Origin of the sequence: Salinibacterium sp. G-O1, assembly GCF_030063305.1 — a bacterium.
Lineage (GTDB): Bacteria > Actinomycetota > Actinomycetes > Actinomycetales > Microbacteriaceae > Rhodoglobus.
Genome location: NZ_JASISV010000002.1, coordinates 662507 through 678326, shown reverse-complemented (window position 1 = coordinate 678326; position 15820 = coordinate 662507). Strand labels below are relative to the sequence as shown.

The 15820-nt window shown below is 63.3% G+C and carries 20 protein-coding genes and 1 tRNA gene; 16 read left to right on the top strand and 5 right to left on the bottom strand.

Annotated elements, in window-relative coordinates:
• Positions 1–25 precede the first annotated feature (25 nt).
• Positions 26–199, top strand: coding sequence for a DUF8730 family Cys-rich protein (locus QMG83_RS15465; protein WP_502949022.1), 174 nt, complete (start codon positions 26–28; stop codon positions 197–199).
• A 3-nt stretch (positions 200–202) separates the two neighbouring features.
• Here QMG83_RS15465 and QMG83_RS09680 read toward each other — a convergent pair whose 3' ends face one another.
• Positions 203–466, bottom strand: coding sequence for a DUF4031 domain-containing protein (locus tag QMG83_RS09680; RefSeq protein WP_283505155.1), 264 nt, complete (start codon positions 464–466; stop codon positions 203–205).
• A 29-nt stretch (positions 467–495) separates the two neighbouring features.
• Here QMG83_RS09680 and QMG83_RS09675 point away from each other — a divergent pair, with 29 nt between their 5' ends.
• From QMG83_RS09675 to QMG83_RS09610, 14 genes are all read left to right on the top strand, one after another.
• The gene (locus QMG83_RS09675) at positions 496–1056 is read left to right on the top strand and encodes a hypothetical protein (RefSeq protein WP_283505154.1); all 561 of its coding nucleotides are present in this window, start codon (positions 496–498) and stop codon (positions 1054–1056) included.
• Positions 1057–1249: 193 nt separating this feature from the next.
• Positions 1250–1558 (top strand): 50S ribosomal protein L21, encoded by a 309-nt coding sequence (gene rplU, locus QMG83_RS09670; protein WP_199280023.1) that lies wholly within the window; start codon positions 1250–1252, stop codon positions 1556–1558.
• Between the two features lie 11 nt (positions 1559–1569).
• The gene (gene rpmA / locus QMG83_RS09665; protein WP_283505153.1) at positions 1570–1824 is read left to right on the top strand and encodes a 50S ribosomal protein L27; all 255 of its coding nucleotides are present in this window, start codon (positions 1570–1572) and stop codon (positions 1822–1824) included.
• Between the two features lie 121 nt (positions 1825–1945).
• Positions 1946–3529 (top strand): GTPase ObgE, encoded by a 1584-nt coding sequence (obgE, locus tag QMG83_RS09660; RefSeq protein WP_283505152.1) that lies wholly within the window; start codon positions 1946–1948, stop codon positions 3527–3529.
• Positions 3522–4310, top strand: coding sequence for a glutamate 5-kinase (proB, locus tag QMG83_RS09655; protein WP_283505151.1), 789 nt, complete (start codon positions 3522–3524; stop codon positions 4308–4310). Before obgE ends, proB begins: the two co-directional genes overlap by 8 nt.
• A gap of 211 nt (positions 4311–4521) precedes the next feature.
• On the top strand, positions 4522–5784 hold the full coding sequence (locus tag QMG83_RS09650; protein ID WP_283505150.1) for a glutamate-5-semialdehyde dehydrogenase: 1263 nt from the start codon (positions 4522–4524) through the stop codon (positions 5782–5784).
• Positions 5785–5813: 29 nt separating this feature from the next.
• On the top strand, positions 5814–6017 hold the full coding sequence (locus tag QMG83_RS09645) for a hypothetical protein (RefSeq protein ID WP_283505149.1): 204 nt from the start codon (positions 5814–5816) through the stop codon (positions 6015–6017).
• A 33-nt stretch (positions 6018–6050) separates the two neighbouring features.
• A complete protein-coding gene (gene nadD, locus QMG83_RS09640) occupies positions 6051–6668 on the top strand; it encodes a nicotinate-nucleotide adenylyltransferase (protein WP_283505553.1) in 618 nt (205 codons plus the stop codon).
• Positions 6665–8521, top strand: a complete 1857-nt coding sequence (locus QMG83_RS09635) for a hypothetical protein (RefSeq protein WP_283505148.1) — start codon at positions 6665–6667, stop codon at positions 8519–8521. Before nadD ends, QMG83_RS09635 begins: the two co-directional genes overlap by 4 nt.
• 39 nt (positions 8522–8560) lie before the next feature.
• Positions 8561–8938 carry a ribosome silencing factor gene (rsfS, locus tag QMG83_RS09630; protein WP_283505147.1) on the top strand — a complete coding sequence of 126 codons (378 nt, stop codon included), beginning with the start codon at positions 8561–8563 and terminating at the stop codon, positions 8936–8938.
• Positions 8939–9045: 107 nt separating this feature from the next.
• Complete coding sequence (locus QMG83_RS09625; RefSeq protein WP_283505146.1) at positions 9046–10029, top strand: methionine ABC transporter ATP-binding protein; 984 nt, start codon at positions 9046–9048, stop codon at positions 10027–10029.
• Positions 10026–10793 (top strand): methionine ABC transporter permease, encoded by a 768-nt coding sequence (locus QMG83_RS09620; protein WP_283505145.1) that lies wholly within the window; start codon positions 10026–10028, stop codon positions 10791–10793. Before QMG83_RS09625 ends, QMG83_RS09620 begins: the two co-directional genes overlap by 4 nt.
• A gap of 46 nt (positions 10794–10839) precedes the next feature.
• Entirely contained in the window at positions 10840–11676 is an 837-nt protein-coding gene (locus QMG83_RS09615) for a MetQ/NlpA family ABC transporter substrate-binding protein (RefSeq protein WP_283505144.1), read from the top strand.
• A gap of 114 nt (positions 11677–11790) precedes the next feature.
• A tRNA-Ala gene (locus QMG83_RS09610) sits at positions 11791–11867 on the top strand.
• A 176-nt stretch (positions 11868–12043) separates the two neighbouring features.
• Here the strand turns inward: QMG83_RS09610 and QMG83_RS09605 are convergent.
• Positions 12044–12439 (bottom strand): HsmA family protein, encoded by a 396-nt coding sequence (locus QMG83_RS09605; protein WP_283505143.1) that lies wholly within the window; start codon positions 12437–12439, stop codon positions 12044–12046.
• Positions 12440–12506: 67 nt separating this feature from the next.
• A complete protein-coding gene (locus QMG83_RS09600; RefSeq protein WP_283505142.1) occupies positions 12507–12818 on the bottom strand; it encodes a hypothetical protein in 312 nt (103 codons plus the stop codon).
• 188 nt (positions 12819–13006) lie between these two features.
• Between QMG83_RS09600 and QMG83_RS09595 the strand changes: the two genes are divergently transcribed.
• A complete protein-coding gene (locus QMG83_RS09595; protein WP_283505141.1) occupies positions 13007–14329 on the top strand; it encodes a DUF2130 domain-containing protein in 1323 nt (440 codons plus the stop codon).
• Between the two features lie 2 nt (positions 14330–14331).
• On the opposite strand, the gene QMG83_RS09590 is transcribed toward QMG83_RS09595, so the two are convergent.
• Entirely contained in the window at positions 14332–14895 is a 564-nt protein-coding gene (locus QMG83_RS09590) for a sigma-70 family RNA polymerase sigma factor (protein WP_283505140.1), read from the bottom strand.
• Positions 14896–15010: 115 nt separating this feature from the next.
• Positions 15011–15811: a ferritin-like domain-containing protein gene (locus QMG83_RS09585; RefSeq protein WP_283505139.1), complete on the bottom strand. Its 801-nt coding sequence runs from the start codon at positions 15809–15811 to the stop codon at positions 15011–15013.
• Positions 15812–15820 lie beyond the last annotated feature (9 nt).

The window sequence follows — 15820 nt, the reverse complement described above, 5'->3', positions numbered from 1 at the left end:
GTCCCAACGAGCGAAGGAGAATTAAATGTGTAGAGCTGTCACGTGTAAGAAGTGCGGGAAAACGACCTGGGCTGGATGTGGGCAACACGTCGATCAGGTGATGCGGTCAGTGCCGAGCAATAATCGCTGCCGCGGTCACGAGGGCGAGAAGTCGACAGCGAAGCCGAGCCTGCTGTCGCGAATCTTCAACCGCAGCTAGTCGCTAGCGGTCCCGCTGGCGCACCCGCAGGCCGCTGCTCTCCAACCTGCGCACGAACTCCCGCACGCTGACCGGTTCGGCCCCCCGAGCGACGAGTTCGGTCCACATCCGCGCCGGAACGTCGTAATGGTCGAGGTCGAAGGCGCGGCGGGGGAGTCCAGCGGATGCTGCGAACTCGTGCAACTCATCCAGAGACGTGTCGCTCACAATGTGGGCCCAGACCGTGTCGTGCGCTGGCCAGATCGCCTGATCGATCAACACTGTCATCCAAAAATTCTACGGCTAGCATGGGGGCCATGGCGATCACCGTGAAGCAGATGCTGAGCAGACACGGCGCTTTCGTCTCCGGTGTCACCGGCATAGCCGTCGCGATGATGCTTGTCGCGCAGGGCATCGTGCAGGCCGCGACAGTTTTTCTGGCCGTTGGCGGGCAGATGCAGCCGACCCAATACCTGCTGTCGTTTGGTTACGTGCTCGTGCAGGCCGTTCCCTTCGGGATCGGATTCTTTCTCAGCCTCTGGCTCGTGGCGCCGATCGCTGAAGAGCTGAGAGTGCCGCACGTGATCACGCGCGCGATACTGGCAACGGGTATCGCATCGACCCTCGTGTTTATCGTCAGCGCCGTGCTCGTGATCGTGGGCGCGTTCACCCTGGGAACCTCCTTCTTCGGAAACTCGTTTCCCTTTCCGCAGTTCGACGGCGGTGGGGCGGGGCGGGGCCTGCTGGTTGCGCTGGCCGAGGCAATCAGCGGGTTTGTCATGCGACTGCCCCTGGGGGTTCTGGCGGGAATCCTGCTATGGATTTGGCGTAAGAATCACCCTCCTAGGCGGCCACTCGAGGGCATGATCGACCTGTAGTGTTGGGGACACGCCTTTCGGGGCGTATTGGGTTTGACCGCTCCGACACTGTCGGGTACTGTTGACCCTTGGTGTCTGCTGGGCCAAGCCCGCTTTGAACACCAACAGCTTCCAACAGTTTTGATTCATTGCATTGATTCGTTCGAGCGCACCGGATATCCGGTCGGTTCGACAAAATAGGTAGGGAAACCAAGTGGTTTACGCAGTTGTGCGCGCCGGTGGGCGCCAGGAAAAGGTAGAGGTCGGCACGATCGTCGTTCTCGACCGCATCAAGGGTGACGAGAACGGCAACGTCGAGCTCGTACCCGTGCTGCTTGTCGACGGTGAGAAGATCACCCACGGTGCGAAGGACCTGGCCAAGGTCAAGGTCGTCGCCGAGGTGCTCAACGACCTCCGTGGCCCCAAGATCGTCATCCAGAAGTTCAAGAACAAGACCGGATACAAGAAGCGCCAGGGCCACCGCCAGGAGCAGACTCGTATCAAGATCACCAGCATCGCGTAGGGAGTCGACTAATGGCACACAAAAAGGGCGCAAGCTCCACTCGTAACGGTCGCGACTCGAACGCACAGCGCCTCGGCGTCAAGCGCTTCGGCGGCCAGGTTGTCGGCGCAGGCGAGATCATCGTCCGCCAGCGCGGAACCCACTTCCACCCCGGCGCCAACGTTGGCCGTGGCGGAGACGACACGCTGTTCGCACTGGCCGCAGGCGCGGTCGAGTTCGGCGCAAAGGGTGGCCGCAAGGTCATCAACATCGTCACAGCAGATTAATCCCCTTCTGACCCGCCGATCTGTTCTCTGAACGGCCCGGACTGCCCAGCGGGGGCCCAGGTTTCACCATGATGGCGGGCTTCGGCTCGCCATCATTCGTTAACAAAGAACGGAGAGTGCCATGGCGTCATTCGTCGACCAGGTCACCCTCCACCTTCGGGCGGGGCACGGCGGCAACGGTTGTGTTTCGGTAAAGCGTGAGAAGTTCAAGCCTCTGGCTGGCCCGGACGGTGGCAACGGCGGCGACGGTGGCGACATCGTGCTTCTGAGCGATTCCGGCACAACGACGCTGTTGGGCTTCCACCGCGCGCCACACCGCAGATCAGATCACGGCCAGCCTGGACAGGGCGACCACAAGAGCGGAACATCCGGCGAAGAGATGCTGCTGATGGTTCCCGTCGGCACCGTCGTAAAAGACGCCGAGGGTAACCAGCTTCTCGACATGGACGCGCCCGGCCTTCGGCTGGTCGTCGCTCAGGGCGGGCAGGGTGGCCTCGGAAACGCGGCGCTCGCCACCACCAAGCGCAAGGCGCCCGGATTTGCCCTTCTTGGTACGCCCGGGTTCGAAGGCGATGTCTTCCTCGAGCTGAAGACTGTCGCGGATGTCGCGCTCGTCGGTTACCCGTCAGCGGGCAAGTCGAGCCTGGTTGCCGCCATGAGCGCGGCCAAGCCGAAGATCGCCGACTACCCGTTCACAACCCTTCACCCGAACCTCGGCGTCGTCGAGTCTGGTGAGACGCGCTACACAATCGCAGACGTCCCCGGCCTCATCGAGGGCGCCAGCGAGGGCAAGGGCCTCGGACTGGAGTTCCTGCGTCACGTTGAGCGCTGCACCGCACTGCTGCACGTTCTCGACTGCGCAACACTCGAGCCCGGTCGTGACCCGATCAGCGACCTCGACATCATCCTCGCCGAACTTGCCGCCTATCCTGTGCCCGAGGGCCAGCTGCCCCTGCTTGAACGCGAGCAGCTCATCGCACTCAACAAGATCGACGTGCCCGAGGGGCGCGAACTGGCCGACTTCGTCACCGCTGAGCTCGAGGGGCGCGGCTATCGCGTGTTCGAGGTATCCGCTGTGTCGCGTGCCGGACTGCGGGAACTGTCGTTCGCACTGGCTGCGCTCGTCGAAGCGGATCGTGCTGCACGGGTTCTCGAACCCACGAAGCAGCGCATCATCATTCGTCCGCGTGCCGTCAACGAGAAAGACTTCGTCGTCAAGGTTGAGGGCGGAACGTTCGGCAACGTCTACAGGGTCATCGGTGCCAAGCCCGAGCGCTGGGTGGCACAGACCGACTTCGCCAACGAAGAAGCCGTGGGATTCCTCGCAGACCGTCTCGCGAAACTGGGCGTCGAAGACGACCTCTTCAAGGCGGGTGCCGTGCCCGGCTCGACCGTCATGATCGGCGCCGGCGGGGGAGTGGTATTCGACTGGGAGCCGACGCTGTCGTCAACCGCCGAACTCATCACCAGCCCGCGCGGCACCGACTCGAGGCTCGACGACAACAAGCGAGAGACCAACCGCAAGCGCCGCCAGACCTACCTCGAGCGCATGGATGCCAAGAGCGCCGCCCGCGCCGAACTCCAGGCCGAGCGCACCGCCGGCATCTGGGTCGACGACGAAGGTTTCGCCATCGACAAGGATCGCGGCGCGAAAAAGGATTCGTCTGATGACGGCTCCGACGAGTCCGAGCAGTTCAGTGACTAGTACCGTCCGGTCCCGGGCCGACCTGGCCACAGCACGACGCATAGTCGTGAAGGTGGGCTCGTCGTCGGTCAGCGGGCCGAACGTGGGCCAGATCGCGCCACTCGTCGACGCCCTCGCGGCGGCGCACGCTCGAGGCTGCGAAGTAATACTGGTGTCGTCCGGGGCGATCGCCACGGGCATCCCGTACCTGAAGCTGGATGGCAGGCCCACCGACCTCGCGACCCAGCAGGCCGCCGCGGCGGTCGGGCAGAACGTGCTCATCTACCGCTACCAGGAAAGCCTGTCGCGCTACTCGGTGGTTGCCGGGCAGATTCTGCTGACGGCGGGCGACATGGAGAACCCCACTCACCGCAGCAATGCGCAGCGTGCCATGGAGAGGCTGCTGGGGTTGCGCATCCTGCCGATCGTCAACGAGAACGACACCGTCGCCACGCACGAGATCCGGTTTGGCGACAACGACCGGCTCGCGGCGCTCGTGTCAATTCTGGTTCAGGCCGACGTGCTTGTGCTGTTGAGCGACATCGACGCGTTGTACACCCGGCCGCCCGGCGAGCCCGGTGCCCTCAAGATCGACCACGTCGACTTCGCGGACGACCTCGCCGGGGTGACGTTCGGCGACATCGGTTCGGCCGGGGTCGGAACCGGCGGCGCTGGAACCAAGGTTGCGGCAGCCAAGCTGGCAGCAACAGCGGGAATCCCCGTGCTGCTCGCCTCCACGGGAAGCGTCTCGGACGCACTCATCGGTGTCGACCTCGGCACCTGGTTCGACCCGGCGTCCTAGCACCCCGGCGCGCCCGCATCCGCGCGCCCGCCCGCCCCAACCTTCGGAAATTCAGGAAATCCGCATCCGTCCGCAGCGTCGCTGGGACGGGGGCGCGGATCTCGCCGAGCGGTCGCGCCAGTTTCCTGAATTTCCAACGGTGCTGGCTCTCGGGACGGCGCGGGAGCCGCCCCGGCGTGAGCGTGCGTCACGGCGCGGATAAACTTCAGCCATGGCCGAGACCCTCACACCCCTGCTCGCTGACAAGCTCGAAGCCGCCCGCGATGCCGCGCGCGCTCTCGCCGTGGCAACGACAAGCCAGAAGAATGCTGCGCTCACCCTCATCGCCGACGCGGTGGTGAGCAACTCGGCACGCATCCTCGAGGCGAACGAGCTGGATGTCGCCCGCGGGCGGGAAAACGGCATGACCGAGGGACTGCAGGATCGCCTCCGCCTCGACGACAAACGTCTGGCGTCGCTCGCGGACGCCGTGCAGCAGATCGTCGCGCTGCCTGACCCGGTAGGCGATGTCGTGCGCGGATCGACGCTGGAGAACGGCCTCAAACTCACCCAGATCCGCGTGCCCTTCGGCGTAGTCGGCGCGATTTACGAAGCGCGCCCAAACGTGACGATCGACATCGCTGCCCTGACGCTCAAGAGCGGCAACGCGGTGGTGCTGAGAGGTGGCTCAGCTGCCGAAGACACGAACAGGGTGCTCGTCGAGGTGATCCAGTCCGCGCTTCTCGCGTCAGGGCTCCCTGTCGAGGCCGTGCAGACCATCGACGAGTTCGGGCGCGATGGCGCGCAGCAACTCATGCGCGCCCGCGGTTTCGTCGACGTTCTGATCCCTCGGGGCAGCGCCAACCTCATCAACACCGTCGTCGCTGAGTCGACAGTTCCCGTCATCGAGACCGGAGCCGGGATCGTCCACATCTTCCTCGATGAATCCGCCGACCTGGATCAGGCCGTCGAGATCGTCCACAATTCGAAGGTGCAACGCCCGAGCGTCTGCAACGCTCTCGAAACGCTGCTTGTGCACCAGGGTTCCGCGGCAACACTGCTTCCGCCGGTGCTCGCGAGGCTGCGGGCATCCGGTGTGACGATCCATGCTGACGAGCGCACGCTGGCGCTGTTTCCGGATGCCGTCGCGGCCACGGCTGACGACTGGGCTACCGAATACATGAGCCTCGATCTCGCTGTGCGCGTGGTCGACGACCTTGACCAGGCGATCGACCACATTCGCACGTACTCGACTCATCACACCGAATCGATTCTCACCAACGATGTTGCGAGGGCCGAACGGTTTCTTGCCGAAGTGGATTCCGCGGTCGTCATGGTGAACGCCTCGACGCGCTTCACCGATGGTGGCGAGTTCGGCTTCGGTGCTGAGGTGGGCATCTCGACCCAGAAGCTTCACGCGAGAGGCCCCATGGGATTGCCGGAACTCACCAGTACAAAGTGGGTCGTGCGCGGTTCCGGTCACGTTCGCAGCTAGTATTTAACAGCACCCCCGAATGGAGAAAAATGTCGCTGCTCGTCACCCTCGCTGCTAGCACCGAGGAACTCCATGAACTCGCACCACTTCTCATGCCCCCGCTGGCTTTCGCTGGCGTTGCGGTCGCGATCTTCGTGGCTCTCGGATTCGTGGTGTGGAGCTTTCGCGATGTAGCGAACCGCCAGGGCCAGGGCCCCAGCAAGTCCAGCGACACGCACGGCGCCGGACACTAGGGCTCTCGAGCTTCAATGGCCGAACCAGCTTCGATGGGCGAATCAGGCCTCGATTCTGAAGCTCCTCGACGGGCGCGCGTCGGCGTTATGGGCGGCACTTTTGATCCCATCCACAACGGCCACCTCGTTGCTGCGAGTGAAGTGCAGCAGCAGTTCGACCTCGATGAGGTCATCTTCGCACCCACGGGAAAACCGTGGATGAAGAAGACGGTAACTGAGGGTGAACACCGCTACCTCATGACGGTCATCGCGACGGCCGCGAATCCACGGTTTACGGTAAGCAGGGTCGATATCGATCGCTCCGGGCCGACCTACACGATCGATACGCTGCGCGATATTCGCAAGGCGCGACCGGACGCAGACCTCTTCTTCATCACCGGCGCAGACGCTGTTGCACAGATTCTGGAATGGAAAGATGTAGAAGAGGTGTGGTCACTCGCACATTTCGTGGCTGTATCACGGCCTGGTCATCCGCTGACTATTAGCGGTTTACCAGAGCAAGGCGTAAGCTCGTTGGAAGTGCCTGCGCTGGCTATCTCATCAACGGATTGCCGAAACCGGGTAAGCGGGGGCTTCCCGGTCTGGTATTTGGTTCCGGATGGTGTGGTTCAGTACATCGCCAAGCACCATTTGTATCGGAGTATTTCATGACGACTTTCCACGAATCGCAGCCGCAATCTCGGCGCGCGGCTCGCCAGAGCGAGCGCCAGGAAGGCCCAGGCCAGGCGGAGTTCACAGACGAGCAACCCGATGGTCCCCAGGTCTACTCCGTCGACGGCGACTCATCGCAGACCGATGCCAGCACGGCTGCCCCAGTGTCTGCAGCTCCCCGTGGTCGTCGCGCTGCGGCGCCAGCAGGCTCGCCGGCCGCTGTAACGGAGACCGTCGAAATTCGCCTCCCGCAAAGAATTCCCGTTCCCAGCTACGACGGGCCGACTTTCACGAATCGTGCGCCTCGCGTTGCCGAGAAGGCAGAAACTGACCCTGCGGCAGCGAGCGAGCAGTCTGACGATCTGCCTCCCACGCAGGCCATCCAGCAGGTTGACCGCCCCGCATACCGCGTGCGCGACTTCAGCCCTGAGGGTCGGCGCTCTGCTCCACAGCCCGGTGCTCAATGGATGCCACAACCCGCAGCCCAGCCCGCCCGCGAGGGAGCCGACGCGGTTGACGATGCCGCTACGGTGTCGTCGTTCAGGCCACCATCGATGAGTGATGCGCCTGTTGTGACGTCACGCCCGCAGTTCTTTGTTCCCGAGTCGGCCCTGCAAGACACGATCGTGCCATCGGTTTCTCCCGCCTCGGCGATGGCGTTCGCCGCACCCGACGAGCCAGCGCCCGAGGCAACTCCGGAGCCAGAGCCCGTGCGCGACGAAGCCGCGTCGGAACCAGGGGAGCTCCCGTTCCCCGAGCACACCATGACCCGTCGTGAGCTGCGCGCACTGGAGGCGCAGCGTGCTGCTGCGTCGCAGCCAGCACCGCAGTTGCCGGAGTTCGGGCCAGATGGCTCGCTCACCGGAGCCGCAGCGGCAGTGTTCGTCGAGACAGACTTCGACGATGACAACGACAAGGAGCTCGCGGTTGACAGTGAGCCTGCCGTCGTTGACAGCGCCGACGCCGACGAGCCGGTAGCCGAAAGCACCGAGGCTCCTCCGACACTGGTCGAGCCGACCGTCGCCGTCGGTAGCAGCGAAGAGGCAGCTGCAGACGACGCAGCTGCAGTTGACGAGGTTGCTTTCGCGGCGCCTGCCCTGAGTCCCTTTGACGCTCTGTTCCAGGTTCCTCCCGCGCTGCCGCAGGCGGCTGCGACAAACCTCCTTCCGCCCCCATACGTCCCCCCGGCCGACGACGATGCCACAGCGCCCGCCGATCTGGTCGATCCACTGGCTCCAGCGGAAGCTCCGGCGGAGGCAAGCGCTGCGGTGACGGATGCCAGCGCCGACTTCGACTCCATGACCAAGGAGTCTGTCGACAGCCTCGTCTCAGAGGTCGAACCGAAGCCTGCCGCGTCACCCGCGTCTGAGTCGAGCTGGACTCCGCCCATGGGCCACTGGTCTGCACAGGGCGAGGTCGACGAAGATGCCCCGTCCGAGGGCAACATCAGTCGCACCATCGGCAGCGGCATCCTCACCACTAATGCGCTGGTTTTGCCGTCCGTCCCGGATGGTGCAGACATTCGTGGGCCGCTCACCGGCACCGGCGAGATCATGATCACCGGCTCGATCGACCTGCCTCGCACGTTGTCATCGACCGGACAGTCCGATCGGTTCGACGGCGATAGCATGGACGCGCTGTTCGACCTCGGCGATGCTGAGATCATTTCTACAGACTCGTCGCCGGTGCGCGCCATCCGTGCGGTGAGCACCCACACTTCTGCGAATGGTGTTACTCATACCCAGAAGCCCAAGGGCACGAAAGCCCTCACCGGACTCCTCATTGCGGCGTCGTCGCTTGCCGTTGTCGTCGCCGGCCTGTTGGTGGCGGCGTTCGCCTTCAACGTTTTTTGATTTTCCTCCCTTGCTTATTCATCTCCCACTAAGGATCATGTGACTGCCACTTCGCGCGCCCGCGAACTTCTCAACGTCGCGGCTCTCGCCGCAGACGCGAAACAGGGCGAAGACCTCGTCGCTCTCGACGTTTCCGGCCCCCTTCCACTCACCGACATCTTCCTGCTCGTGACGGGGCGCAATGAGCGCAACGTGCAGGCTATCGCCGGCGAAATCGAAGACAAGATGCTCGAAGCCGGTGCCAAGACTCTTCGCCGGGAGGGTCGCGCCGAGGGGCGCTGGATCCTGCTCGACTTCGGCGACGTCATCGTGCATGTCTTTCATGAGGAAGACCGCCTGTACTACTCGCTCGAGCGACTGTGGAAAGACTGCCCGGCGATCCCGCTCGAACTGCCCACGGCGAACACCGCGGAGTAGTCGCCGCAACATTCTGTAACGAGTTCGCCCCGCACAGCGCTTTCGGCGAGACTTGATACTTCGTCGCCCGCTGTCGTGTGACTTTCACACACGACCCGGGAACAGGGATGATTCAACTCCAGCACGTCAGCAGGTCTTTTGGGCGCGCCGACAATCCGGTGCGCGCGCTCGATGATGTGAGCCTGGATGTCGCGGCTGGCGAGATTTTCGGAGTCGTCGGGCAGAGCGGCGCAGGCAAGAGCACGCTGATCCGCACGGTCAACATGCTGGAGCGCCCGGACTCGGGCTCGGTCCATGTTGCGGGCCGCACGCTCACCGACCTTTCCGTGTCAGAGCTGCGCGCCGCCCGTCGCAGTATCGGCATGATCTTCCAGCACTTCAACCTGCTGTCGAGCCGCACCGTGCGCGGCAACGTCGAGCTGGGGCTCGAAATCGCGGGGGTCGACTCGAAGGAGCGCTCACGGCGATCATCCGAAATTCTCGATCTCGTGGGCCTCTCGGACAAGTCGGGCTCGTACCCGTCGCAATTGTCTGGCGGCCAAAAGCAGCGCGTTGGCATCGCGCGTGCGCTGGCATCGAAGCCCGATGTGTTGCTCTCCGACGAGGCGACCTCAGCGCTCGATCCTGAAACCACGCGCTCCATCCTCGAACTGGTGAAGACCATCAACGCGGAGCTTGGCCTGACCGTCCTTCTCATCACCCACGAGATGGACGTCGTCAAGACGATCTGCAGCTCGGCCGCACTTCTCGAGCAGGGACGCATCGTCGAGACCGGCAGACTCGTCGACCTCATCTCGCGGCCTGGTTCGCGGCTGGCACGCGACCTCTTCCCGCTCGGCCCGGTTGCGCCACGCTCCGGCGGCACGGTCATCGACATCACGTTCAGCGGCGGCACGGCAGACCGACCCGTGATCTCGCAGCTCGCGAGGACGCACGGGCTCGACGTCAGCATCCTCGGCGCCGTCATCGAGACGATTGGCGGCAGCCAGGCCGGTCGCACCCGACTTGAGCTGCCAGGCTCGCCCGAGGCGAATGCGGCGGCGATCGCCGACCTTCGTTCGCGGGACCTGCTCGTGGAGGTCGTCGAATGATCGATCCGAATGCTCCGGGCTTCTGGGAGGGACTGTTCCAGGTGCTGCTCGCCGGTACCGGCCAGACCCTCTACATGGTCGGCGTTGCGCTGCTCGTCACCGTCATCGTCGGGCTCCCGATCGGCGTCATCCTGGTCGGAACCGAGGCTGGGGGAGTGTTCGAGCGACCGTTCGGCTCGCGGGCCGTCGGCGTTGTGATCAACCGCGTGCTCGACTTCATCGTCAACCTCGGTCGCTCCGTGCCGTTCATCATCCTTATGGTGGCGCTCATCCCGTTCACGCGACTCGTGGTCGGCACCTTCATCGGCTCGACCGCGGCGATTGTGCCGTTGTCGGTCGTCGCGATCCCGTTCTTCGCGCGCATGGTCGAAATTTCGATCAAGGAGGTCGACTCTGGCCTGATCGAGGCGGCGGATTCGCTCGGCGCCACCCGATGGCATGTCGTCTCGAAGGTGCAGGTGCCGGAGGCGCTGTCGTCCATCATCCTGGGCCTGTCGACCACCGTCACCTCGATCATCAACTTCTCGGCGATGGTGGGAACCGTTGCTGGCGGCGGGCTGGGTGACGTCGCCATCCGCTACGGCTACCAGAGGTACAGCGTCATCCATATGACCGCCGTCATCATCATCACCTTCGTGATCGTGATGATTCTGCAGGCCGTCGCCACCTACTTCGCTCGCCGGTTTGCCCGGCGGTCCGTCGATATTTCGAGAGTGGATGCCACCAACCGTTCACTTTTCCGCAGCATCCGCACGCGCGCCTGATTCACCGGTCTGCGCACCACAGCCACACCCAAGAGAGAGACACACCATGCGATTCACTTTCCCCCGACGCGCACGCCTCGCGATTGCCGCCTCCGCTGCCGTCGTTGCCCTCGGCCTGTCCGGCTGCGCCTCGACCCCCGCTGCCGACTCGACCGCGGCCGCCGATGGCAGCCTCGGCGTGATCACCGTTGGTGCGCTGGCGACTCCGGCGGGCGACATCCTGAAGTTCGTGCAGGACAACCTGGCTGCAGACGCCGGCCTCGAGATCGTGTTCCAGGAGTTCACCGACTACAACACCCCCAACATCGGGCTGAGCGACGGGTCGATCGACGCGAATCTGTTCCAAAACGCGACCTTCCTGGCGAACTACAACGACTCGACGGGTAGCGACCTGATCAGCATTGGCGAGGCCTACCTGCCGAGCGCCGCCTTCTACAGCGACAAGGTAACGAGCCTCAGCGACCTGAAGAGCGGGGCGAAGATCGCCGTCCCGAACGACCCGACCAACGAGGGCCGTGCCCTTGGTCTGCTCGCTGATGAAGGGCTGATCTCGATTGCCGACGGCGCCACCACGCTGAACGACATCACCGACAACCCCAAGAAGTTCGAGTTCGTCGAGATCGAGAACGCCACTCTGCCGCAGGCGCTTCCCGATGTGGATGCCGCGTTCGTCACGATCTCGTTCGCACTGCCCGCCGGCCTCACGTCCGACCAGGCCATCCTGATCGAGGGTGACTCCAGCCCGTACTTCAACATCCTCGCGACGCGTCCCGAGCTGAAGGGTGACGCGCGCATCCAGAAGCTGTACGAGCTGCTCACCTCGCCCGAGGTTGCCCAGTTCGAGCAGGACACCTGGGGCGGGCTCGTCGTACCGGTTTCCTAGCACGCACCAAACAGTGATCGGTGGTTGAACCGTGGCGACATCCCGCTGCGGTTCAACCACCCGTCTCCTATGTAGTATCCTTGTCAAGTTGTCTTCTCGCGTGCGGGAAGGCTTGGGTCCATGGCGCAGCCCGGTAGCGCACCTGCATGGCATGCAGGGGGTCAGGGGTTCGAATCCCCTTGGATCCACCAATGAGAACGCCGCCCAGTGATGGGCGGCGTTCTTTGGTTAATCAGCGGCGTTTTCATTTGTGGATCCAAGTGTTTTGAGAACCGCGACGTGGTGGCGACACCGGTGGGGCGTCGAATCCCCTTGGATCCACAAAAAAGCCCCGGAATCCTAATGGTTCCGGGGCTTTTTCGTTTCCCTAGCGGATGTTGGCGCCGATCGCTCCGGCGAGGTACGGGATGAGCCAGATGGCCCAGACGACAATAGAGAACCGGTGGAAGTTGTGGCGTTCGTTCTCGCGGTTCCTGACGAGCACGACCACCGCCCAAACGAGGTGGACGGCCATGAGCAGAATGGCGACGGTGCCGGTGACGGCCATGACCGCGCCGAGTGCTGCGGCGAATCCCGTGTCGCTGTTGGTGCTGGCAGCAGCGATCCGGGTCATCATCAGCGTCGCGGTGATGTCGCTGATGAGGCCAAACCCGAAGAACACCGCGTGCCAGGGGCGTAGGTCTTTGCGGATGCGTTCCGCCCACACGCCAATTGTGTAAAAGATGAGGGCGGCGGTGATCAGAACGATTGCGACAATCAGCACAAATTGAGCGTTTCACGGGAGCGGCAACGGCGACAAGGACCGAAGTCCCAACTGCGGCGTGCGTGCCTCACTGAACTCGGTTTACCGCTGAGGCCCAGACCCAGCACCTCTGCACGCCGTTGGGGCCGCGCCACCTCACCGCGACTGCGGTTGCGGTGTATGCCACCAGCTCTCCGGCAACATGCACGGGAACGTTGCCTGGGCCGAAACGCACCCAGGCGGTGACGGGTATGGCGACAGGCACGCGGGTGAGTTCGAGCGTGTCCAGGCTGAGTTCCTCGTCGGTGAGGCCGTGAGGCTGATCGCGCATTGCCAACTCCGTGACCTGCTCCGACATGCGCTTGTCGATCGCGGTGGCATAGCGCTTGTTCGTGCCCATCCCGCTGCCTCCATCCCGATCGGCACCATCGTATTCTCATTCGAAGGTTTGTTCGAATCTAAAGAGGGTGACGGGATGCCTCGGCGATCCCCGACCGGCATGTCGGTAGAGCCGGTTACGGTCGTGTTAGGCACTAGTCGATCGTGGGCACAAGCTCATGATCGAACAGGGCTGGGGAGGGTTACGTCGTGCACGAGATCACGTGTCCACACTGCGGTAAGGCATTCAAGGTCGACGAGGCCGGCTACGCAGACATCGTGAAACAGGTTCGCGACAGCGAATTCCAGCAGGAGATGCACGAGCGGCTGGAACTTGCCGAGCAAGACAAGCGCAATGCTGTCGAGCTCGCCGAGACGAAGGTTGCCAGCGAGTTGCAGAAGGCGGCCGCGACGAAGGAAGCCGAGCTCCAGGAGCTGAAGGCGAAGCTCCAGCAGGCGCAGCAAGAGAAGCGGTCTGCCGTCGAGCTGGCCGAGGCGAAGCTCGCTAACGAGCTGCAGAAGACCTCTGCGGCGAAAGACACCGAGATCCAGACGCTCAGGGCCAAACTCGACGCGAGCACCATCGCAAAGAAACTGGAGATCACCGAGGCTGTGAGCGTCGTCGAGAAAGAACGCGACGACCTGTCACGAAGCCTCCAGGCAAAGGAGACGGAGCAGAAGCTGCTCGAATCCACGCTGCGCGAGCAGCACGGCACCGAGGTCAAGCTGCTCAACGACACCATCTCGTCGTACAAAGATTTCAAGGCGCGGCTGTCGACGAAAATGGTCGGCGAATCGCTCGAACAGCACTGTGAGATGGAATTCAACCGGATCCGTGCTGCGGCCTTCCCCGGCGCGTATTTCGAGAAGGACAACGACGCGAATCTCGGCAGCAAGGGCGACTTCATCTTCCGGGAGCATGACAGCCACAAGGTAGAAATCATCTCCGTGATGTTCGAGATGAAGAACGAGAATGACGCGACGGCCTCGAAGAAGAAGAACGAGGACTTCCTGAGGGAACTCGACAAAGACCGCTCCGAGAAGGGCTGCGAGTACGCCGTGCTCGTGTCGCTGCTCGAGCCGGATAGCGAGCTCTACAACGGCGGAATCGTCGACGTCTCGCACCGCTACCCGAAGATGTACGTGGTGCGGCCCCAGTTCTTCATCCCGATCATCACGCTCCTGCGCAACGCGGCGTTCAGCACGATGCAGGTGAAGACGGAGTTGGCCCGCGTCCGCGAGCAGAACGTCGACATCACGAAGTTCGAGGGCAAGCTCCAGACGTTCAAAGAAGGCTTTTCCCGAAACTACACTCTGGCGTCAGACCAGTTTCAGGAGGCGATCAAACGAATCGACGAGGCGATCAAAGACCTTGAGAAGACCAAAGAGAACCTTCTGAAGTCCGCCAACAACCTCCGGTTGGCCAACGACAAGGCAGACACCCTCACCATCAAGTCACTCACACGAGGAAACCCGACCATGGCGGAGAAGTTCGCCGACATCGGCAGCGACGTGTATGCAGACGTGGACTGAGGCTAGGCCGCCTCAAGCTCCTTGCGCAGACGGGCCAGGCCGGTGCGAACGCGGGTCTTGACGGTTCCCAGCGGCACGGCGAGCAACTCGGCCGCAGCCGTCTGAGTCAGACCCTGCAGGTGGGTGAGATCGATCGCCTCGCGCTGAAGCTCCGGCAGGCAGTGCATCGCCTGGGCGATCCTCACGCTCTGGATGCGCAGCGAGACGACATCCTCAGTCTCATCCTGGGTCTCGATGAGATCGCGGATGCCCAGCTGCCAGTCGCGCACGGTGCTCGACTCGGCCGCCCGAACCCGGTCGACCGCGCGGCTGTGCGCCTTGCGCAGCATCCACCCGACGGCGCTGCCCCGTGACGCGTCGAACTGGCCGGCCTGCTGCCAGATCTCGAGGAACACCTCCTGGGTGACCTCCTCAGCCTGCGAGCGATCACGGAGGACTCGAACGACGAGACCGAGCACTCGCGAGTTCATCCGGCTGAAAAGATCGTTGAAGGCTGCAGCGTCTCCCTTGCCCGCATTCTGCAGGAGTCGGGTCTCAATTTCGGTGACAATCGCGGTGGTAGACATCTTTATCCATTCGTCTCAACCGTGCTCGACGGGTAACCGAGCACAAGCAATGGGTAGCTGCTTGTAAGAAGAGACTGCCGATCGGCGCAGTTATGACGCCAAACGCGAAAAAATATCAGGCCGCGATGTAGCCGTACTTGTTGCGGAGCGAATTCTCGACAATAGTCAGGCCCTCGAGGCCTGGCATGCGAGAGATGTGCTCGTCCAGTTTGCGAATTTCACGCAAGCCCTCGGGGCCGGCGAAGATGTGACCCATCACGTGGGTGACCTCTGCTGGCTCCATCACGCTCGAGCCGACGGGACCCCACGCATTCTTCAGCGCGAAGCGCGCGAGCACCTGGGCCTTCTTGCTCTTGCCGAGACGCTCCCTCGCCTGGGTGGCGTAGAACGCGACGTGGCGGGCCTCCTGCTTGGCGATGCGGCGCAGCAGCTCTGCCAGCACGGGGTGCTGCTCGAGCTCTGCCATCCGGTTGTAGGCGGCCACAGCCGACCACTCGTTGGCGGCCCCCCAGATCATGTGCACGGCGATGAAGTCTTTACCCACGATGTTGCCGAGCAGCGACTGTTTGATCGGGTCGAGGCGATCCTTCCAGCCCAGCTTGAGCCTGGTCGCCTTGAGCTGGTCGAAGTCGAGCGTGACGCCGTGGGCGGCCAGCACCGCCGACAGGGCCTCGCCGTGCCAGAACTCCTCACGGTTCCACATGGTCATGAACGCGCTGACGTCCGCCTCCTTGTGGGAGGGCGTGACGAGCAGATCACGCAGGTAGCACACCGTGTGGTACTCGATATCGGCCATGTACCTGAGGCTGCGAAGCGTGCTCTCGGGAAGCGGGTTGGACTTGAACTGGTCGAAGTCGAGGTCGCCCCAGACAACCTTCTTCGAGGTTGAGGTGTATTTGTCGATATCAAATGCCATGGGATGCCG